We start from the raw sequence: 20660 nt of genomic DNA on the forward strand, positions 1-20660 counted from the left end.
CAGGGATAGGGAATGAATGTGAGCCGAAAAAAAGGGCTATTGTATTTACAAATAAAAGAAATATTGAAGGATCGTATTTTACATGGTGTTTATCCGATTCACACAAACATTCCCTCCGAGCCTCAATTAGAAGAAGAATTTAATGTCAGTAAAATTACGATCCGCAATGCCATTAAAGAACTTGCATCAGAAGGCTATATTGAAAAGAAAAGTGGTAAAGGAACGAAGGTTATTGCGAATGTTTCGATTGCGAGACTTTCAAAAGGAAAACGCTTTACCGAGGTATTAGTCGAGGAAGGCCACCATATTACCAAAAAGGTATTGAGTATTAAGAAGGCTGAATTGTCTACAGAGTCTGAGTTATATCCTTTGTTTGGCGAAAATTGTCTTCAAATTGAGCGAATTTATCTTTTGGAAAATGAACCGTATATTCACTTTACACATTATATTTTGCTGGATGTAAGCAAGGAAGAATTAGAAGAGGTTCAGATTGGTTCTTTGTACCGTTTTTTAGAAGAAAATAATATTAGGCTTGAAGCATTTCGAGATGAGTTTACAGTAGCTGTCGCACCTAGTCATGTTTGTGAAATATTAAAGCTGGAAAAAGACACAGCCATATTAAAAAGAATTCGCCGTTCCAGCGATGAAGAGGGGAATGTATTGGAATATAGTGAAGGGTACTACAATACAGGAAAACAAAACTATATTGTGACCTATAACGATTCCGTACAATAATCCAATTTTTTTGTTGGGAATGTAAGCGATTTCTAAAGAGAGGGTGGGAGAAATGAATTTATATTTATTAGGAATTACTGCGTTAGCCATTGTAATTGTTATTTTAGGGGTATCCTGGTGGAAATGGCATGCCTTCATCAGTTTAACAGTAGCCGGCATATTTTTAGCTGTTTTTTCAGGGGTACCGATGGACAAGATTGTTACGGCCTATGAAACAGGAGTGGGCGCTGTCCTCGGACATCTTGTTGGAATATTAGCTTTGGGTACGATTTTAGGTAAGATGATGTCTGACTCAGGAGCAGGCATGCAAGTAGCCGATTTTTTTATCAAAAAATTCGGTGTGAAAAAATTGCCATGGGCGATGCTTCTTTCCGGGTTTATTATCGGAATTCCAGTGTTTTTCGAGGTTGGTCTAGTAATCTTGCTTCCTTTAGTGATATCTATTCGTAAATCTACTAAACAAAACATTCTATTAATCGGTATCCCGGTGCTTGCCGGATTATCAATTGTCCATGGATTGGTGCCTCCGCATCCTGGTGCGATGACAGCGATCGGAATTTACAATGCAAACTTAGGACGTGTACTTCTTTACTCATTAATCATTGCATTTCCTACGGCCGTTATTGCCGGACCTATTTTTTCAAAATGGATTCACAAACGGGTGATTCCTGTTGGCGAACCGGAACTAATCCGAGTGGTGACAAAGTCAAGCGGTTTACCGGGAACCGGAGTTTCATTTTTTATCATTTTACTCCCTGTTTTATTAATGTTATTAACGGTTTTAGCACCATATCTTTCTCTTCCAGGATCAATTGAAAAATTCTTATTGCTTATCGGCAGCCCGGTTATTGCTCTATTAATCTCATGTTTTGCAGCCTATTTCTTTTTAGGCTACCGCCAAGGAATGGACAAAACATTAATCAAAAAATTAACAGATGAATGCTTTATGCCATTGGCTTCGATTATCCTTATTATTGGTGCCGGCGGCGGATTTAAACAAATTTTGATTGCAAGCGGTGTAGGTAATGCCATTGCCCATATGTCTGAGCAAATGTCCTTATCACCCATTGTTCTTGCCTTCCTAGTAGCAGGCTTAATCCGAATCGCGACCGGTTCCGCAACCGTTGCTTTAACTACCGCAGCCGGCATTGTTTCTCCAGTCGTTGCCCATATGAGCGGCGTGAACTTAGAACTACTGGTTATTGCTACAGGAGCCGGTTCTCTCATGTTCTCCCATGTAAATGACGCTGGTTTCTGGTTAGTAAAAGAATATTTAGGATTAACGGTAAAAGAAACGTTCAAAACATGGACGGTTATGGAAACGATCCTTTCATTCGTGGCATTTGGGTTGACTTTGATTTTGAATGCGATCGTTTAAGATTTTCTAGGTCTTTCCAGGTACCAATCTAAATATAGGAAACTTTATAACTATAAAGTCCGATTACAAAATGGTAATCGGGCTTTATTTATTAAGGTTTACTTAAATTTTACAAACACTTAAAGCGGAATATATATTAATAATTCTATACTAGAGTAGATATTCGACAAAGTTTTCAAAAAGATTCAAAAGGTGGTCCTATGAAAATAAACGCCATGATAAACTATATACATTATCTTGGGTTTTTGAAATCCAACAGAGATTTTCTTTTCCAAGAATTTAAAAGAAAAGAAGAGCTTAAAGTACTATTGCATGCCGAAAAAGTAAATACAGTATTTCAGCCAATTCTTTCGCTGGGAGACGGTGATACGGTGGGGTTTGAAATTCTAAACCGTCCTCAAAGTACAGAGCTCTTTCCTACAGTAGAGACCTTTTATGACTATGTCGGCAGCAGTCATAATGTTTTGATGGTAGAACGTTTTTTACGTAAGCTTTCTCTTGAGAGGTATTCTGAGCAAATTAAAAGTTCACCGTGTCACAAGGATCAATTGGTGTTTCTCAACATACAGCCTCAAGTGTTAGCTGATCCGGCCTATCAAAGCGGTAAGACACTAGAAATGCTAGCTTTTCATAATCTTTCTCCTGAAAAGGTCGTTTTAGAACTTACTGAAAAAGAGGCTGTAATTGACTATAATCTGTTTAAAAAAATGATTGAGCATTATCGAAGACAGGGATTTCGAATTGCAGTGGATGATGCAGGAACGGGGTATAACAGTTTAAAAACGCTGATTTCATTAAAACCTGAATTTATTAAGATTGATAAGTCGCTCATTCGCAATATCGAGCAAAATCCGTCGCAACAGCATTTAGTTGAGCTCCTATTGGAATTTGCCTTACAATCAGAGACGAAGGTGATTGCAGAGGGGATTGAAACATTGGCAGAACTTAGATTTTTAAAAAAACTCGGAGTTCATTTGGGCCAAGGCTATGCTATAGGAAAACCAATGCCTATATTAAAATATGGCCAATTACCGCTATTGACCAATCCGATTGTACGAAAACATTTTATTTAACCTGGTGACAGGCACCGTTCGTGGACAAATGTTCGTGTTTGTCTATGTGGAAAGGACAAGGTGAATCTCTAATTACGACGATTAATAGGATAAATCAGGAGGTAGAGGGATGATAAATAATCATTATGAAGTTGTTATTGTAGGCGCCGGTTCGATGGGAATGGCAGCGGGCTACTATTTATCAAAGCTCGGTATTAAGACTTTATTGTTGGATAGTCATAATCCTCCTCATGATCACGGGAGTCATCATGGTGTTACAAGAATTATCCGCCACGCTTACGGTGAAGGAAGACAGTATGTTCCTCTTGCATTAAGAGCACAGAAATTATGGGAAGAACTGTATCAAGAGTCAAACATGCCATTATTTATGCGAACCGGAGTACTCTCTGCGGGTACACCCGGCTCCAAATTTACCGATGAAGTGATCCAAAGTGCACAGGAGTATTCTTTGCCGGTAGAGGAGTTATCCGGTGAAGAAATGCGCTACCGATGGCCCGGTCTAGCCTTCCCCGATGGATTTGCCGGTTGCCTTGAGACAACATCAGGAGTTTTATTTAGTGAAAAGTGTATACAAGCTTTTCGTCAACTAGGGTTAGCAAATGGAATGACCCTACTCCCCTACACAAAAGTAGAGAAGATGGAAATCAATCAGGGCGGGGGAGCGGTCATTCAAACAGCGAGTGATGCTTACCATACGGATTTTCTGGTCATTAGTGCCGGGGCGTGGTCGGGGAAAGTGTTAAAAGAATTAGGGCTGGAACTATCCCTTCAACCTGTTCGAAAAACCGTTTCGTGGTTTCAATGTGACCGGACATTATTTGATTCAAGTGTATTCCCTGCTTTTACGGTAGATTTAATCGATTCTCATTATTATGGATTCCCCAGTATTAATGGCAGCGGGGTAAAAATGGGAAGGCATGATGGCGGGCATCAAGTCGACCCGGATGAAGAAATTAGACCCTTTGGATTGAGTGATGAAAAAGACCTCCGTTTGTTTTTAGAAAAGTTTATGCCGTTTGCAAACGGGGATCTAGTAAAAGGCAGTACCTGCCTGTATACGTTAACGCCCGATGAACATTTTATCATCGACCGGCATCCTGAGTTTCCTCATGTATTTATTTCAGCGGGTTTTTCGGGACACGGATTTAAATTTTCCAGCGTTGTCGGGGAGATTATCAGCCAGGTCGTTACGAGGGGGAAATCCGGTTATGACATTTCAGGTTTTACTCTCAAAAATAGAGTATTGAAAGAATGAAATGCCCTATGATGATGGATCCAAATACCCTTCGTAGAAATCATAATAATACATAAAATCTTAAGGGACCGTCCCATGCCTCAAACCATATTAACAAGCCTGTGTGAATGTCACCTTACTGTTTTAACACGTTAACGGAAGAAACAATAGCAATAATGTGCTAATACTTCGAAAGATTGTCTAGAGCAATATGATTTGACAGTCTTTATAATCAACTTAAATGTAATTGGAATATTTGATAGCGCTTTAAAACAAGTGAAAAGGGGGAAAAAGAGAGAGGCTCATTTTTTTGAAATAAAATATCAGAATAATCAAAAATTGAAAGGGGAGACTTTCGTGAACGAAAAAAAATATAAGATGGATGATGCGCCGCTTAATAAGTTCCACCTCAGGATCACAGCCCTTACGTTTGGATCTAATTTCTCAGATGGTTATGCCCTCGGAATTATTGGAATGGCCCTCAGCCTCTTAGGTCCGCAAATGAAGCTCAATTCACTTTGGGAGGGCTTAATCGGAAGCTCTGCCTTGATTGGATTATTCTTTGGAAGCCTTTTACTCGGCGGCCTTTCCGATAAAATAGGCAGACAGAAAATCTTCCTTACTAATTTTGTCATTATAACTGTGGCATCGGCTTTGCAATTTTTTATCAATGACCCGGTAACACTGTTCATCCTCAGGATTTTAATCGGCTTTGCTCTTGGAGGAGATTATGCTGTAGGTTCAACCTTACTTGCGGAATTTGCACCGAGAAAGTATCGAGGAATTTTGTTGTCATCCTTAAATGTACTATGGACCGTAGGTTATGTCCTTTCTAACGTAGTCGGATATTACTTAGAGAATTCAGGCCCTGATTCATGGCGCTGGATGCTTGTAAGTGCTGCGATTCCTGCTGCTATTGTTTTAGTTCTCCGTTTAGGAACTCCTGAATCACCGCGTTGGCTTGTTAAAATGGGCAGGAACGAGGAAGCAAGAGAAATCGTAAGAAAATACATTGGTCCTAATGCCGTAATGGATGAAAATGTTGAAAAAAGTACAAATGTAAATTATCGCTTAATGGATCTCTTTAGTAAACAGCTATGGAAACGTACAGCGTTTGGCGGGCTTTTCTATGTATGTCAAGTAGTACCTTACTTCGCAATCTATACATTTCTTCCAACCATCTTAGATAAAATGGGTTTTAAAGAAACCTTTTCCATTGATATGTATTTAAACCTCTTCCTGCTTTTAGGTTCTATTGCCGGTTTATGGTGTACAGAGAAGCTTTCACGCAGGGGGTTTACCATCTATTCCTTCATTATTTTAACCGTTTCTTTATTTGTTCTTAGTCTTTTGCCGGCAAATTCACATGGTTTTGCCATCATGGTTTTTGTTATTTTTACATTTGTTATGTCAGCAGCTTCGAACCTTACGCTTGTTTATCCGGCGGAGCTTTTCCCAACCGAAATTCGCGGTTCCGGCGTTGGGGTTGTTACAGCCATTAGCCGTGTAGGATCAGCCATTGGAACCTTCCTGTTACCGGTGAGTGTCGAATCGTTAGGAATGACTTCATCGATGATAGCGATGGCGATCATCCTATTAATCGGAACCGTTGTATCGATTGCATGGGCTCCTGAGACAAAATCACTTTCATTAACGGAAGCAAGCAATCCTCATCTAGATGAATTGGAGCCAATAGATGAAGGAATTTCATCCGTTTCAGTGAGAAATTAAGAATCAACGAAGGGAGAAGGACGGAACATTGAACCTTACACAAACAAATCCCCATCCAAGAGAAATAAAGAAAGTGGTATTAGGAGAGTCTGATGTTTCACTAAATGATATCATTGCCGTTTCAAGATACGGTGCCGAGGTCATATTTTCACAGGAATATCGCAACCGTGTGAATGCATCAAGGGCAGTCATAGAAAAATTTCTCGATGAAGAACGGGCTGTTTACGGGGTAACCACCGGGTTCGGCAGCAATGTGACTAAGAGTATTTCTTCAAAGGATGCCGAGACCCTGCAAATCAATATCATCCGTTCCCATGCTGTTTCAGTGGGTGAACCGTTGGATAAAGAAGTGGTGAGAGCCATCCAATTGATGATGCTTATTAATTTGGGACAAGGATTTTCCGGTGTAAGGCTGGAGCTATTAGAACTGCTGCGGTCGGTTTTAAATCAGCAAATTGTTCCGTTTGCCCCTGGAGAAGGGTCTGTTGGTTATTTATCTCCTGAGGCTCATATGGCCTTAGTATTAATCGGCGAAGGGAAAGTCTGGTACAAGGGTGAGCTTATATCCGGCAGTGCTGCTTTGGAACGCGCAGGCTTACAGCCGCTATCATTGGTATGTAAGGAAGGGTTGGCACTAACAAGCGGAACCACTTCCGTTACTGCTTTTGCAGCTTTGGCACTTTACGATGGAATTCAGGCGGCTAAAACTGCCGATATTGCCGGTGCTATTGTATTGGAAGCTCTAAAAGGGACGCTAAAAGCTTTTGACCCGCGTACCCATTCTGTAAAGAGGCATACAGAGCAAGCAAGAACTGCCGGAAACATTGTGAAAATCCTCGAAGGCAGTGAAATCGTTGAAAAACATCAGGACTATCGATTACAGGATGCCCTTAGCCTTAGATGCATTCCTCAAGTCCATGGAGCCGTTAAAAAAGTACTTGAAGATGCAAAAATTACGATTACCAATGAAATCAACTCATCAAGCGATAATCCGATTCTCTTCACAGAGGACAATGGGGAAGCTTTGATGGGAGGCAATTTTGATGGAACATATGTGGGAATTCAGGCAGATTCGATGGCCATCGCGATGGCTAATCTTGCAAAGATTTCAGAACGAAGAATCGATAGGCTTGTCAATCATCATGTAAGTGAGCTTCCTGCTTTCCTGGTGGCTAATCCGGGGTTAAATAATGGCTATATGATTCCCCAATATACTGCTGCCGGGTTATTAAATGAAATCAGAATTCTTTCTCATCCTGCCACGATCGATAATATTCCTACTTGTGCGAATCAGGAGGACGTTGTCAGTTTTGCTTATTTTGCGGCTAAAAAGGCGCATCAAATTTCCAAAAAGCTTGAGTATATTTTAGCGATTGAATTAATGGGGGCCGTACAGGCTTTGGATTTCCATCGGCCATTAAAACCGTCTCCGGTAAGCCAAATGGTTTACCGACAAATTAGAAGCCAAGTCCCAACGGTAACAGAGGATCGCTATTTTTATCCTGATATTGAGAGTATTTGCCAACAAATTCATGAAGGGGAAATTCTGAATAGTGTCGAACTGTTAATTAATGATTTGGAATGGTGATGAATGAATGGAAGCTTTTTTACACAAGCAATCAAGTGTAGAACAGCTTTTTTTTATTAGCCTTATTTTTTAATAGATGGGAGGCCCGCTCGTGATCCAGGAACTTACACAAATAGCTTTTTCACATCTGTTATTATCAGGGACTCTTGTGCATGTTGCACCATTTGAAGAATTGCAGGAGAAATATAGTGTGAACATACAGCCTGAGGTAGTAATGCTGGTTTCTGTGGATCGGTATCCGGACGTAGCTGCAGGGAAACAGATTGAATGGAAAATCGATATTGGGCAAAAGCTCGTAGATGAACTAAGCGGAGTCTTATCTGTTCCATTTTTGTGGACTTGGACAGAAGAGGGGGTCCTTGCTCTCTTACTCGAATATAAAGATAGAACCGGAGCGGATAGAAAAGGAGCGATCCTCCTACTGGCAGAAGAGATTCAAAAGGCGTCTGATCGTATCGGGATATGTGTATCAATAGGGATAGGAAGTTTTTATGACGACCCTAACTTATTATATCGTTCATTTGAGGAAGCAAAAAAGTCTATGTCGGGGCGTTTTTTTCAGGGCAATAAATTAATTTTTCACACTGACATGAAACGAGTGATTGACGATTCTCTAAAAAATCCATTAACAAGGGAAAGAGCTGAATTGCTTTCACTTGTCAGAATCGGCCATAAAGAAGGAGTAGTCACAAAAATTATCAGTTTTATGGAAATTGTTGCGAAGTCTTATCAATATAATGAAGATTTATTTAAGTCAGAGGTTGTAGATTTACTGATGATGATGTCGCGGATGATTCTGGAAATGGGAATTAAACCCGCTACCATTATGACAAACAACGGGAGCTTTATCCAAGAACTTTATCACACCATTCGATACGAAAAATTTGTTAAAAAAGTTAGTGATTATGCGGAATGGTTAACAGAACAAGTAGAAAAATCATATCATAATCATCTTTCGCCCATCATTAAACGAGCGATTCGCTATATAAAAGAGAACCATCAAAAAAATATTATTTTAGACGAAATTGCTCATAATTGTCATTTAAGCAGGTTTCATTTCAGCCACCTCTTCAAAAAAGAGGTTGGCGTCAGTGTAATGGATTATTTAAATAAAGTAAGAATTGACCAAGCCGTGTTTTATCTTGAAACAACAGACTTAAGCGTCCAAGAAATTGCCAACCAAGTAGGATTTAAAGACGCCAATTATTTTAGCCGTCTGTTCAAGAAACATATACATCATACTCCAACGGAATATCGCGGTGACAGGCACCGTTCGTGGACAATCCTCTGAAATGTGCGTGTGGGGAGGACTATGGTAAGAGGCCGGATTCAAATAATACGAATCCGGCGATCATTTTCAGGCACTTGAAATGCATCCACCATCGATTGATGAGCAACATCCAGTAATTTTTTTAAAGACTTTTCATCTCTGCCTTCCATTAAATCAAACCGCAATAATGGCATTTTCACTGGGCGGATAAAGCTACTGCTTATGTCGGTTCTAAGTCGATCGAATCCGGATTAATGCAAATGGAGGAAGTTGAAAAATTGCTTAATGGAAAAGGTAATATTGCAATTATGGATGGACAAATGGGGCATGAGGCACAAATCAAGCGAACAGAAGGTAATAAGCAAATTATTGCCAAGCACCCGGACATGAAAGTTGTATTAGAAAATACGGCTGAGTGGAACAGAGAAAAAGGACTAAATTTAATGGAAAACTGGCTTCAATCCGGGAAAAAAATTGATGCCGTTGTTGCCAATAATGATGAAATGGCCATTGGTGCAATTATGGCACTTAAAGAAAAAGGAAAACTTAAAGATGTTCTTGTTGCCGGAGTTGACGCAACACCTGCCGCTTTAAAATTAGTGAAAGAAGGAAGCCTTAAAGTGACCGTGTTCCAGGATGCCGTTGGTCAAGGAAAGGCTAGTATTGACACAGCTGTTAAAGCGGCAAACGGTGAAAAGGTAAAAAGTGTGATTGTCCCGTATCAACTGGTGACTTCTCAAAATGTAGACGAGTTTATTGCTAAATATAATAAAAAATAAGCGGTGCCTGTCACTGTTTGTGGACAAATATGATGATTTGTCTCTCTGGAGAGGACACTGTGAAAAAAGAAGAAGTAATGATGCCATTACTTCTTTATTTTTTCCACATCTACCCGCCCCGAAAAGAACGTCGCTCCGCCGCCCATATCCGCAATACGATCAGGAGTTAGATCGTTTACCAGTTGCTTTGCATCTTGTCCCTTTGCCCAAAGCCCCTGAGAAACGACTACACCAGGGAGGACATTTTCTCCTACACTCACTTTCAACTCGCATTCTCCGCGATGATTCCAAACCCGTAGTACATCACCATCTTCAATTCTTGCTGCAAACGCATCCTTCAGGTTCATATGCAATCGCGGCTCTTTTTCCAGCGCCACATGTTTTGGATTGTTTGAAAAAGTAGAGTTTAAGAAATTATGTGTCGGACCTGGCACAAAAATAAATGGAAAATCTCCATCATCAACTAAAGGTAGATACGTTGGTAATGGGGGATACCCATCTTCCAACATTTTTTGGGAATACAATTCGATTTTTCCACTCGGAGTTGAAAGGTTACCCGGGAACAAGGGTTTCATTTTTGCTTTCATGTATTGCTTCTGAATCAATGCCTCAAAATCAATTCCTTCTAAATAAGGATTACTCGTGTTATTGAGGGCCCCTGAGATCATTTCTCCCTCTGTTTCTTCAAAGACGGTATCATGGAAGCCCATCCCTTTTGCGAGCAATCTGAAGACGTCGACATTTGATTTCGCCTCGCCATAGGGTTCCATCACAGGCTGCTGAATTTGCGCATACTGATGCCAGTAGGAGGTATAAAGATCCGTGTTTTCAAAGGAAGAGGTCGCAGGTAATACAATATCAGCATATACTGCGGTTTCTGTTAAAAACAAATCATGGACGACAGTAAATAAATCTTCCCGCGCAAGCCCTTTTCGTACTTTATTGCCCTCAGGAGCGACAACTGCAGGGTTAGTGCCGTAAACATAGAGTGATTTTACCGGAGGTTCCAGTGTAAGAAGAGCCTCTCCAAGTAGGTTCATGTTAATCATGCGGGTGTTTTTATTTTGAAGTAAATCAGGCCGCTGCAAGTTTGCCGTATTGATCGCCAAATAAGCCGAATTTCCCTTGATGGCACCGCCGCCTTTCACCGGCCATTGACCGGTCAGGGCAGGGAGGCAGGAAATAGTGCGGATGCACATGCCGCCATAATCATGGTGCTGCGGTCCGTTGCCAATGCGAATATAAGCTGGCGACGTTTTTCCGTACATACGTGCAAGCTTGTAAATATCTTTAACCGGCACACCCGTGATTCCGGAAACAGTGACAGGGTCGTACTGTAAGACATGCTCCCGCAGTTCTTCGTGTCCGACGGTAAATTGTTGTAAAAAGCTTTGGTCAACCAGGTCTTCTGCAAATAAAATATGCATTATTCCTAAGGCTAGAGCGCTATCGGTACCCGGTAAAATCGGGATAAACCAATCTGCTAATCTAGCTGTTTGATTTTTGTGGACATCGATGACAATCATTTTGGCACCGTTTTGTTTCCGTGCTTTTTGAGCAAGCGCTACTTGATGCATGTTCGTGCTGACGGCATTGATACCCCAAAAAATGATTAGCTTCGAATGAATCGTCTCTTCCGGGTCCATTCCCAAGCTGTCGCCCATCGTGTATTTATAGCCAACGGAACCTGCTGATGAGCAGATGGTTCGGTCGAGCTGTGAAGCACCCAAGCGATGAAAGAACCGCCGATCCATTCCTTCGGCGCTCAGCCTGCCCATGTTCCCGTAGAAACTATAGGGAAGGATGCTTTCAGGTCCCTCTGTTTGAACAAGCTCCTTCCAACGGGCCGTAATCGTCTGAATGGCTTCCTCCCAGCTGATTTGTGTGAATGTACCTTCACCTTTGGGCCCGATGCGTTTCAACGGGTATTTTAAGCGCTTTTCATCATAAATCCGTTCCGTCATATTCCGAACCTTGTTACAAATATGTCCCTTTGTCACAGGATGATTCGGATCTCCCTCAATTTTGATAATTTTACCCGCTTCCTTATGGAGAAGTAGTCCGCATTGGTCCGGACAGTCGAGGGGGCAAACAGAATGAAAAATGCCGTTTTGTTGCATACAAGGACCTCCTTTGGTTCCTTCCTTGGTGCCTGTCACCGTTCGTGGACAAATTGCCGAAAATGTCCGTGTATGGTGTACAGTATCGTGAGAGAATGGAATTTTTGGATTTTGGTATTATCATATGACAGTTTTTGGGGTCGGGCAAGGTTCATATAGGGTAAATAAGAAAATCACCCAAGCTGGGTAAGCTTAAGGGTGATTCGGACTTTTTTTTAAAGGCTATTTTCGCATAGATTGTTGTTTTTCGTATAAGTTTATCAACCCGTATAATTAGAAGCTTCGTGGCATCTTTTCGTAAGAACATTTGCGAAAATTGCCTAGAAACTTAGTAAATGAACTTTATTAAGTTTCAAAAGCAACAAAGTTTACGAAAAGAGCCTTTTTAAAAGGATGTGCCTAACGTGACAGAATAATTTGATGATTGCTATGGTTTGGCGGCACCATTGGATAGACGTTTTCCTCTTCTGCCACATCAAACTCCATTAGCACAGGGCCTTTGTGCCGGAAGGCATCGACAATCGCCTTTTGCGCCTGCTCTTCAGAACGGGCAAAGTATCCTGCAACCCCATAGGCTTCTGCCATCTGAGCGAAATTTGGCGAGCTAATTTTTACTGCGGAATAACGCCCCTGATAAAATAACTCCTGCCACTGGCGAACCATTCCCAGATAGCCATTATTCATGATTGCTATTTTAATTGGAAGTTGATACTTTGCAGCAGTAATTAATTCTTGAAGGTTCATTTGAAAGCTGCCGTCACCGGATACACAAATGACTGATTTGCCGGGACAAGCTGCGGCTGCTCCAATAGCTGCAGGCAGACCATAACCCATCGTTCCTAAACCGCCCGATGTCAGCAGGGTTCTAGGGCCAGTAAAGGTGTAATGATGGGCGGTCCAAATTTGATGTTGACCGACATCCGTCACCACAATGGTCTCCTTATCGGAATATTCATCAAGCATTCGAATCACCGACTGAGGGCTTAGAATACTATTGGATTTATCAAAACGGGGGACTGTCCGTTTCCATTCAACTGCTTCATTTACCCAAATTTCTGTATTCATGTTGATTTTTTGATAATCTAATTGATTTTTTAAATGACCAAGGAAACTTTTTGCATCGCTGACGATTGGCAGGTCTACCGGAATAATTTTATTGATTTCAGCCGGGTCAATATCAACGTGGATTTTTTTCGATTTTGGAGAAAAACCGCTAATTTTCCCTGTCACACGGTCACTGAAGCGGACCCCGATGCTAATTAAAAGATCACAATGATGCACAGCCTTATTGGCGGCATAAGTCCCATGCATCCCGAGCATGCCTAAGAATAAAGGGTTTGTATCGTCTACAGCGCCAATTCCCATAAGCGAGCTTACCACCGGGATTCGCGATTGTTGAACAACCTCTCTTAAAAAATCAGAAGCTCCGGAAGCAATGACACCACCGCCAATAAAGAGTACGGGCTTTTTTGCAGCTTCCAGATATTCCTTGGCTGATTCAACTAATTTTTCTATGTTTTGCTTATTTACCTTTGTTCGGGTATGGCGGCAATTGGCTATATCTTTAAACGCACTTATAGTGGAGTCCGCCGTGATTTCGATAAGTACCGGTCCGGGCCTCCCATCGGCTGCAACGGTTAAGGCATTTTGGAAAGCTTCCTGAAACCCATGTAAATCATTTACTTTAAAAATATACTTCGTGATGGGCATCGCAATCCCGGCAATATCTAATTCCTGAAACGCGCTGCTATTCAGTGGGTCTGAAACCGGCGGCGCCGCAATCAAAACTAATGGAATAGAGTCGCTATAGGCAGTCGCGATTCCTGTAATCGCATTGGTAATTCCTGAAGCAGTCGTCAGCAGGACCACACCGGGTTTTCCGGTCGCACGGGCAAAACCGTCCGCCGCATGGACGGCAGCTTGCTCATGTTTCAATTGAACAAATCGGATATTTAATTGCTCTAATGCACTTATATTTGAAGCGCTACAGCCAAAAATACACTTTACCCCCAGTGAACTTAATGACTGAGCTATCATGTTACTCATTATATCTTCTTTTAACAATGACATTCTTTCACCTGATTCCCCGTTTTTTAAAATATTTTAAATTATCAGGCAAAAAATGTATGTGATATAAATCAAAGGTTTGAAGGTTTTTGTTGGCTATCAGTTCTATGAGTCAAAAACAAAAAGTCAAAAGGTTACTGCACAGGTTCGAACAGCACCGTACGAAAAGGAAAATTAAAACGTGAAATACCTTTACTTCTACTTGGATGGTCTAGGTGATTAAATTAAGGTATGACCACCTTCAACATGAAGAACAGTTCCGGTAACAAAACCGTTTTGGATTAAATACAGTACCCCTTGTGCAACATCTTCTGCATAGCCTATCCGTTTTACAGGGAGTTTGTTTGCCACACCGGTATAGAATCTATTACGCGCTTCTTCTGGCATTTTGCTGCGAGAGGGTGTATCAATAATGCCAGGGGAGATAACATTCACCCGAATGGGGGCGAGTTCCAGTGCTAAAGTTTGGCCAAGGTTAGAAACTGCGGCATTTACTGCACCAAGCGTTGCGGACCCAATCATGGATTTATAAGCTACCACCCCGGAAAATAAGGTAATTGAGCCACCCGCGGCAATCTTAGGTGCACCATATTTTGCTATGTGGAATTGTCCCCAAAATTTATTTTCGAACAGCTGACGTGCTTGGGCTACATCCGTCTCGAGAAAGGATCCTCCGGATGTTTCTGCCGCGGTAACGACCAAATGATCAACCATACCTACTTGTTCGAAGAACGAATGAACCTGGTTTTCTCGTGTCATATCGAGCGTATAGGTGGTTACGCTTCCGTCTAACTGCTCCTTTGCTTCCTGTAGTTTTTCCCCGGAACGGCTGGCGATTATCACTTCAGCATTTTCCGCTAATGAAAGTCTTGCTGTTTCCAAACCGATTCCTGAACTTCCACCGATAATTACAATTTTTTTACCATTTAACATGCTTCATTCCTCCGATTCTCGTTACTTTGTCTTGCCAAGGCCATTGTAATTCCAAAAGTTTCATATTTGAAGTAGTGATATTAAATTCATATAGTTACATTTTAGAAAGTTTCTTATTTTATAAGAAATAGAACCGTAAAAAAGTTTATTGCCATACTCTAAATAACAAAAAAGGACCAAATGGCCCTTTTTTTATCTCCTCTTTTACAAAGTTAGTCCGAATCGCTTTAATTCAATGAAAATCCCTTCTAATCGTTTTCCTTTTTCCGTTAATGTATATTCCACACGCGGGGGGACCTCCGGATATACCGTTCTTTTCACTATCCCTTGGGCTTCTAGGTCCTTAAGCCGGACCGAGAGTGTTTTCGGACTGATCCCATCCATCGATTTCAGTAGGTCGCTGAATCGCAGCGTTCCTTCAATAAGCAGATCCCGAATAATTAAAAAGGTCCACTTGGTCCCGATTACATCGAGCGTTTTGGCAATGGGACAAGGCTTGCCTGGTGTTCCTTTAGTCAGAACGATCGGCTCTAAATTATTCATGAAAACACTCTCCCGAAAAAATTTTTGATTGAATTCCTTTAACATATCACAAATCTATCTTTTCGGTAACTATATGAAAAAAATATCACTACTTCCGAAAATAAAGTTAATGTATATACAATAGTATTAGAAACCAAAAGATGTTCCCGAAAATGAGGAGGTAATCAAAATAAGTACAGGAAATCAACAAAATAAACTGCCCTTGGCGCTTTTGGCTGTGGTTTTGGAAGTATTCACGTTAACAAGTACTTTAAAGTCGCGACGGTTGTCACGGTGTTCGTCTGGGGTATTGCGTCATTCGCGATCGTTCCGGCTTTCCAAATCCGCGTACTGGCGAAAGCAAAAGGTCACCAAACCTCGGTTCCGCATTGAACATCAGCTCGTTTAATCTGGCCAATGCCTATAAGGAGAAGAGTAAAGATGAAAAATATACTTATTATAAACGGTCATCAAACATATAGTTCAGCGGAGGGGAAATTAAACAATACATTGATGGATAGCATGGTGAGTTTATTAAGTGAAAATAACGATATAAAAACGACAGTTATTCAATCCGGGTATAGTATTAAAGAAGAACAACAAAAGTTTTTATGGTCTGATATTGTAATTTATCAAACACCCATTTATTGGTTCAGTGTTCCAGGAGTATTTAAAACATATATGGATGAAGTGTATGCTTACGGGTTATTTTTTAAAGGATCTGATCAATATGGCAGTGGGGGATTATTAACGGAAAAAAAATATATGTTTTCGACTACGTGGAATGCTCCTGAAAAAGAATTTAATGATCCAGCACAGTTTTTTGAAGGAAACAATTTAGAAGAAGCAATTGAACATTTGCATCGAGCACAGAAATTTATCGGAATGAAACCGCTAAAGAGCTTCGCTTGTTATAATGTAATAAAAAATCCGAATGTCGATAAATTTGTATCCGAGCTTCATATACACCTAAAAGAGGCATTAGATCTTTAAACGATTGATTAAGAAAATTTTTCAATACAAAAATGGGGAAGCCTTGAGAGAGGCTTCCTTGCCATTTTGTAAGCAGTAAAACCAACCAACTCATTTCTTTCCTCCATCGTCTATTTTTTGTAAATACAATGTTTTCAAAAATACACAAGTTATAAAATTAAGCATTACACGATTCTTGATTGCTTTTATGACATGACACAACAAAACCCGCCTAAAATACCACTTAAACCTCGTTTCCTATGCCAGTTAACCACCTATTTGCCTCTATTCATTTTTTGATCCAATAGGACTTTCATATTCCTGCCTTAGCCCTTTCTCATGAGTTTTTAATTTTTATTAAGGAAATATTAAGGGTTTCCCATAATAATAGGCTTACAAATAATAAACTTCCTTGGTGTAGAGGGCGCAACTATACCATGGAGCAAAAGGAGTAAATCAAATTGAAGAAATGGATCATTATTATTATAAGTGTTTTAGTCATAGGGTTTGTAGGATATCAGTTCTATGGGTCAAAAACAAACAGTCAACAGGTTGCAGCACAGGTTCGAACAGCCACGGTACAAAAAGGAAAATTAGATGTGAAAATCAGTGGTTCCGGAACAGTGAAACCGGTTACCAGTGAGGACATTAAATCGACGATTGATAATAATGCAATCGATGAGGTTTTGGTTTCCGCCGGTGAAACCGTAACGAAAGGCGAGGAATTGGTTACCTTTACAGATGGCAGTGATCCGATTACTGCTCCTGCTGCCGGTGTGGTGACAGCCGTTTCGGTTGCCGCGGGAGAACGGGTAACAAACGGACAGGTTGTGGCACATCTCACCAATTATAAGGATTTACAAACTGTCGTCCAAATTGATGAACTGGATATTCCGAAAATTAAAACCGGTCAGTCAGTCAGCTTAACGGTAAGTGCCTACCCCGATCAAACTTTTACAGGAAAAGTAACTGCGATTGCCGCGGAGGGAACATCAACAAATGGCGTTTCGACCTTCGATGTAACCGTTCATATTGACAAGCCTGCAAACTTGAAAGTAGGAATGAGCACAGAAGCAAGTATTCTTACTGACAGTAAGGCAAACGCCCTTTACGTACCGATTGATGCCGTTCACACGGCCAATAATCAAAAATATGTTGTTGTCGCATCGGCAAGTACAGATTCTCAAACAAATACTACACAGCAAAAGACGGTTAAAACAGGGCTTGCGAATGATGACTATGTAGAAATAACGGAAGGTGTAACAGTGGGTGAAACCATTCAATTACCGCAGCTTGCTACAAGTTCCTCAACCTCTTCCACTAAATCGGGCAATATGATGGGCGGTATGGGAGGCATGCAGCCAAGCGGAGGTGGAGCACCTAGCGGAAGGAGCGGAAATTAATGAGCACTCCTATTATTAAAATTCAGAACCTTATGAAGACATATAAGCTTGGCGGTGAAACGGTTCATGCCCTCAATGATGTTTCACTTGAAATTCAAAAAGGCGAATTTTTAGCGATAATTGGTCCGTCAGGTTCGGGGAAATCCACATTAATGAACATGATTGGCTGCCTTGACAGACCGCAAACAGGGACGTATCTGCTGGATGGAAAAGATATTGGAAAAATGAATGATAACCAGCTGGCAACTATTCGTAATCAAAAAATAGGGTTTATTTTTCAAAACTTTAATCTTTTAACAAAATTAACAGCGGCCGAAAATGTGGAGCTGCCCATGCTTTATGCGGGCGTTCCTACAGCAGAAAGACGGGAACGGGCATTAGAAGGCCTGGACAAGGTAGGATTAAAAGACCGGGCAGGACACCTGCCGACCCAGCTATCGGGGGGCCAGCAGCAACGGGTCGCTATCGCCAGAGCAATCGTTGGCCAGCCGGCCATTCTGCTTGCGGATGAACCGACAGGAGCACTTGATAGTAAAACAAGCAAGGAGATTCTTCAGGTCATGAAGCAGTTAAATGAATTGGGCCATACAATCATTTTAATTACACACGATCTTGCGATTGCCAAACAAGCAGGAAGAATGGTCAGTATCCAGGATGGCCAACTGTTGGAAAATGGGGGTGAACTTATTGGGAATCTTGCAATCCATTAAAATGGCACTTCGCAGCATCAAAAATAATAAACTTAGAGCGATATTAACGATGCTGGGCATTATCATCGGTGTTTCTTCGGTCATTGTGCTGGTATCGATGGCCCAGGGCTCAGCCAAAAACGTCACAAGCCAGATCAATCAATTAGGAACCAATTTATTAACGATTAATACACAAGGGACGGATGTCACGTTAACAGAGGATAAAATTAGCCAGTTAAGCAAAATAAACGGCGTGAAGGCTGTGTCGCCCGTCGTTTCCGGCCGGGTAAATGTTAAAAAGGAAAGAACATCGTCGCAAATTACTTTAACCGGAACGAATGCTGCCTATGAGTCGGTTCGTGAAGCAAAGGTTAATCAAGGGAGATTTATCACTGACCTTGATGTCGAATATCGGCAGAAGGTTGTGGTTCTAGGATCCGATACGGCGTCCACATTCTTTGGAACTGATAACCCTGTCGGTCACTATATCCAAATCGAAGGCACGTCCTTCAAAATTGTCGGTGTATTAGCTTCGAAAGGAAGCTCATTGGGTCAAAGCGGTGATGATGTTGTCATTGTTCCGCTGAGCACGGGTGAACGTTTAGTGGGAAGCACCACAATTAGCCAGGTTTATTTACAAGGAAAAAGCGAGGACCAAATGGATTTTGTCTCGAATGAAGTCAAAATGGCGATGGCGAGTTTGTATCCAAACAAAAGTGACTCCTATACCGTTACAAACCAGCAAGACTTAATGGATACGATGAGCTCGGTTTCCAACACGATGACGATGATGCTGGGGGGAATTGCCAGTATATCCCTGCTTGTCGGCGGGATTGGAATCATGAACATCATGCTTGTCTCTGTTTCGGAGCGGACAAAAGAAATAGGCATCCGAAAAGCGATTGGCGCAAGAAGGCGCGATGTTTTACTGCAATTCCTAATTGAAGCAGTTGTCCTAAGCTCAATGGGCGGATTAATCGGAATCCTCGCAGGACTGGGATTAGGAAAAATCCTATCATCACTCATGAGCATGTCCGTTTCCTATTCAACATCCGTAATCTTATTATCATTTTTATTCTCGCTTGCCGTCGGAGTAGTATTCGGAGTATTCCCGGCCAACAAAGCATCCAAATTAAACCCAATCTAAGCGCTACGGTTTGAATAACGGTTTGCAATAACGGTGCCTGTCACCGTTCGTGGACATAGATATGGTTTTGTCCATCTGATGAGGACATTTTTGCATAGAACCCAGATTGGAGCAGTGGAGCTAAGCGGCGGCACTGGAAAAGGGAGAGTTGTTGGAAATATTTTTCCCTAACGCTAAAAAATTGTATTTAAGAAAAAATAAGATACCCCCATCATAATGAAATGATTAACTGAGAGGAGAATGAATAAATGAGGAAAACGAGAAAGGCGCATTTATGGATCGGTTTAATTGCATCAATCTTAATATTAATGGAGTCGATTACCGGATTGTTAATGAACGAGCCATGGCTAATTGGGCAGTCACAGGTTGAGGGCAGGGGGAATTTTCAACCGGGCCAAATGAATCAAACAACTGCAGTACAAAGTGGTACTACAACAGGTTCAAGCCCAACAACCGGGCAGGCCCAAGGACAGACAAGCGGGCAAGCAACCGAAAACGGTCAAACCCAGGGTCAAATGGGAAGTAACTCAAACGGGCAGCTTCAAGGTTCCGGCGGATTTGGCGGTGGACCTGGGGGAGACGGTGCATCGTCAGGATCGTTCATGAGCATAATAAAAGGTCTCCACCAAGGGCGAATCGGAACGACCAATATTAAATGGTTAGTCGACCTTGCCGCACTGGCTATGATCTTCTTAACCGGATCAGGAATATTCCTATCCTTGAAAGTGCTGGGAGCGGAGAAAAAAAGAAAAAAGAGGAAAACAGAAGAGCTATTAGCATAGAGGGTTCAAGGGCGGTGACTGTGTCACCGCCCTTTGATGTGGTGCCTGTCACCGTTCGTGGACACTTCTCTAGTTTTGTCCTCTTGAGGTGGACGTTTTTTGTTGCTGGCCACCGGTTTCCGAGCTCCATCCAGATATTGATATAACACTCTTTTTAGATGAAATAACATTGATATAATTTTGGTCGATTAGCTAGCAAGGTTATTTAATGAAAAAGTGACGAAAATATATAAAATT

The 20660-nt window shown here is 41.4% G+C and carries 17 protein-coding genes and 1 pseudogene; 13 read left to right on the forward strand and 5 right to left on the reverse strand.

Annotated elements, in window-relative coordinates:
* Positions 1-12: 12 nt before the first annotated feature.
* The 7 genes from AC3ANV_RS02845 to AC3ANV_RS02875 all read left to right on the forward strand — a co-directional run bounded on the left by AC3ANV_RS02845 (position 13) and on the right by AC3ANV_RS02875 (position 9030).
* On the forward strand, positions 13-735 hold the full coding sequence (locus AC3ANV_RS02845; RefSeq protein WP_488312176.1) for a GntR family transcriptional regulator: 723 nt from the start codon (positions 13-15) through the stop codon (positions 733-735).
* Between the two features lie 52 nt (positions 736-787).
* Positions 788-2113 carry a GntT/GntP/DsdX family permease gene (locus AC3ANV_RS02850; protein ID WP_488312177.1) on the forward strand — a complete coding sequence of 442 codons (1326 nt, stop codon included), beginning with the start codon at positions 788-790 and terminating at the stop codon, positions 2111-2113.
* Positions 2114-2313: 200 nt separating this feature from the next.
* Positions 2314-3186 carry an EAL domain-containing protein gene (locus AC3ANV_RS02855; RefSeq protein WP_488312178.1) on the forward strand — a complete coding sequence of 291 codons (873 nt, stop codon included), beginning with the start codon at positions 2314-2316 and terminating at the stop codon, positions 3184-3186.
* Between the two features lie 112 nt (positions 3187-3298).
* Positions 3299-4441: an N-methyl-L-tryptophan oxidase gene (solA, locus tag AC3ANV_RS02860; RefSeq protein WP_488314114.1), complete on the forward strand. Its 1143-nt coding sequence runs from the start codon at positions 3299-3301 to the stop codon at positions 4439-4441.
* A 336-nt stretch (positions 4442-4777) separates the two neighbouring features.
* Positions 4778-6151, forward strand: coding sequence for an MFS transporter (locus AC3ANV_RS02865; RefSeq protein WP_488312179.1), 1374 nt, complete (start codon positions 4778-4780; stop codon positions 6149-6151).
* A 28-nt stretch (positions 6152-6179) separates the two neighbouring features.
* Positions 6180-7739 (forward strand): histidine ammonia-lyase, encoded by a 1560-nt coding sequence (hutH, locus tag AC3ANV_RS02870; RefSeq protein WP_488312180.1) that lies wholly within the window; start codon positions 6180-6182, stop codon positions 7737-7739.
* Between the two features lie 91 nt (positions 7740-7830).
* Positions 7831-9030 carry a helix-turn-helix domain-containing protein gene (locus tag AC3ANV_RS02875; RefSeq protein ID WP_488312181.1) on the forward strand — a complete coding sequence of 400 codons (1200 nt, stop codon included), beginning with the start codon at positions 7831-7833 and terminating at the stop codon, positions 9028-9030.
* 56 nt (positions 9031-9086) lie between these two features.
* On the opposite strand, the pseudogene AC3ANV_RS02880 reads toward AC3ANV_RS02875, so the two are convergent.
* Positions 9087-9203, reverse strand: a pseudogene (locus tag AC3ANV_RS02880) (tautomerase family protein); the annotation flags it as partial.
* A 66-nt stretch (positions 9204-9269) separates the two neighbouring features.
* On the opposite strand from AC3ANV_RS02880, the gene AC3ANV_RS02885 reads away from it, so the two are divergent.
* The gene (locus tag AC3ANV_RS02885) at positions 9270-9788 is read left to right on the forward strand and encodes a substrate-binding domain-containing protein (protein WP_488312182.1); all 519 of its coding nucleotides are present in this window, start codon (positions 9270-9272) and stop codon (positions 9786-9788) included.
* A gap of 86 nt (positions 9789-9874) precedes the next feature.
* Here the strand turns inward: AC3ANV_RS02885 and AC3ANV_RS02890 are convergent, their stop codons facing one another.
* From AC3ANV_RS02890 to AC3ANV_RS02905, 4 genes are all read right to left on the reverse strand, one after another.
* Complete coding sequence (locus AC3ANV_RS02890; protein ID WP_488312183.1) at positions 9875-11908, reverse strand: molybdopterin-containing oxidoreductase family protein; 2034 nt, start codon at positions 11906-11908, stop codon at positions 9875-9877.
* A gap of 399 nt (positions 11909-12307) precedes the next feature.
* A complete protein-coding gene (gene ilvB / locus AC3ANV_RS02895) occupies positions 12308-13978 on the reverse strand; it encodes a biosynthetic-type acetolactate synthase large subunit (RefSeq protein ID WP_488312184.1) in 1671 nt (556 codons plus the stop codon).
* A 216-nt stretch (positions 13979-14194) separates the two neighbouring features.
* Positions 14195-14908 (reverse strand): SDR family oxidoreductase, encoded by a 714-nt coding sequence (locus AC3ANV_RS02900; RefSeq protein ID WP_488312185.1) that lies wholly within the window; start codon positions 14906-14908, stop codon positions 14195-14197.
* A 204-nt stretch (positions 14909-15112) separates the two neighbouring features.
* Entirely contained in the window at positions 15113-15451 is a 339-nt protein-coding gene (locus AC3ANV_RS02905; RefSeq protein WP_488312186.1) for a winged helix-turn-helix transcriptional regulator, read from the reverse strand.
* A 420-nt stretch (positions 15452-15871) separates the two neighbouring features.
* Between AC3ANV_RS02905 and AC3ANV_RS02910 the strand changes: the two genes are divergently transcribed.
* From AC3ANV_RS02910 to AC3ANV_RS02930, 5 genes are all read left to right on the forward strand, one after another.
* Positions 15872-16423: an NAD(P)H-dependent oxidoreductase gene (locus AC3ANV_RS02910; RefSeq protein ID WP_488312187.1), complete on the forward strand. Its 552-nt coding sequence runs from the start codon at positions 15872-15874 to the stop codon at positions 16421-16423.
* 440 nt (positions 16424-16863) lie between these two features.
* The gene (locus AC3ANV_RS02915; RefSeq protein WP_488312188.1) at positions 16864-17805 is read left to right on the forward strand and encodes an efflux RND transporter periplasmic adaptor subunit; all 942 of its coding nucleotides are present in this window, start codon (positions 16864-16866) and stop codon (positions 17803-17805) included.
* Entirely contained in the window at positions 17805-18515 is a 711-nt protein-coding gene (locus tag AC3ANV_RS02920) for an ABC transporter ATP-binding protein (RefSeq protein ID WP_488312189.1), read from the forward strand. Before AC3ANV_RS02915 ends, AC3ANV_RS02920 begins: the two co-directional genes overlap by 1 nt.
* Positions 18493-19641, forward strand: coding sequence for an ABC transporter permease (locus AC3ANV_RS02925; RefSeq protein WP_488312190.1), 1149 nt, complete (start codon positions 18493-18495; stop codon positions 19639-19641). The genes AC3ANV_RS02920 and AC3ANV_RS02925 overlap by 23 nt, the downstream gene beginning before the upstream one ends.
* Before the next feature lie 248 nt (positions 19642-19889).
* Entirely contained in the window at positions 19890-20423 is a 534-nt protein-coding gene (locus tag AC3ANV_RS02930; RefSeq protein WP_488312191.1) for a PepSY-associated TM helix domain-containing protein, read from the forward strand.
* Positions 20424-20660: the final 237 nt, after the last annotated feature.

Source organism: Neobacillus sp. DFD-2R (assembly GCF_057747865.1).

Bases quoted from the DNA above. Each gene is read 5' to 3' on its own strand.
- AC3ANV_RS02905 (WP_488312186.1), bottom strand. From the start codon at position 15,451: ATGAATAATTTAGAGCCGATCGTTCTGACTAAAGGAACACCAGGCAAG.
- AC3ANV_RS02890 (WP_488312183.1), bottom strand. From the start codon at position 11,908: ATGCAACAAAACGGCATTTTTCATTCTGTTTGCCCCCTCGACTGTCCG.
- AC3ANV_RS02885 (WP_488312182.1), top strand. From the start codon at position 9,270: ATGGAGGAAGTTGAAAAATTGCTTAATGGAAAAGGTAATATTGCAATT.
- AC3ANV_RS02850 (WP_488312177.1), top strand. From the start codon at position 788: ATGAATTTATATTTATTAGGAATTACTGCGTTAGCCATTGTAATTGTT.
- AC3ANV_RS02910 (WP_488312187.1), top strand. From the start codon at position 15,872: ATGAAAAATATACTTATTATAAACGGTCATCAAACATATAGTTCAGCG.
- ilvB (WP_488312184.1), bottom strand. From the start codon at position 13,978: ATGTCATTGTTAAAAGAAGATATAATGAGTAACATGATAGCTCAGTCA.
- AC3ANV_RS02920 (WP_488312189.1), top strand. From the start codon at position 17,805: ATGAGCACTCCTATTATTAAAATTCAGAACCTTATGAAGACATATAAG.
- AC3ANV_RS02900 (WP_488312185.1), bottom strand. From the start codon at position 14,908: ATGTTAAATGGTAAAAAAATTGTAATTATCGGTGGAAGTTCAGGAATC.
- AC3ANV_RS02845 (WP_488312176.1), top strand. From the start codon at position 13: ATGAATGTGAGCCGAAAAAAAGGGCTATTGTATTTACAAATAAAAGAA.
- AC3ANV_RS02855 (WP_488312178.1), top strand. From the start codon at position 2,314: ATGAAAATAAACGCCATGATAAACTATATACATTATCTTGGGTTTTTG.
- AC3ANV_RS02930 (WP_488312191.1), top strand. From the start codon at position 19,890: ATGAGGAAAACGAGAAAGGCGCATTTATGGATCGGTTTAATTGCATCA.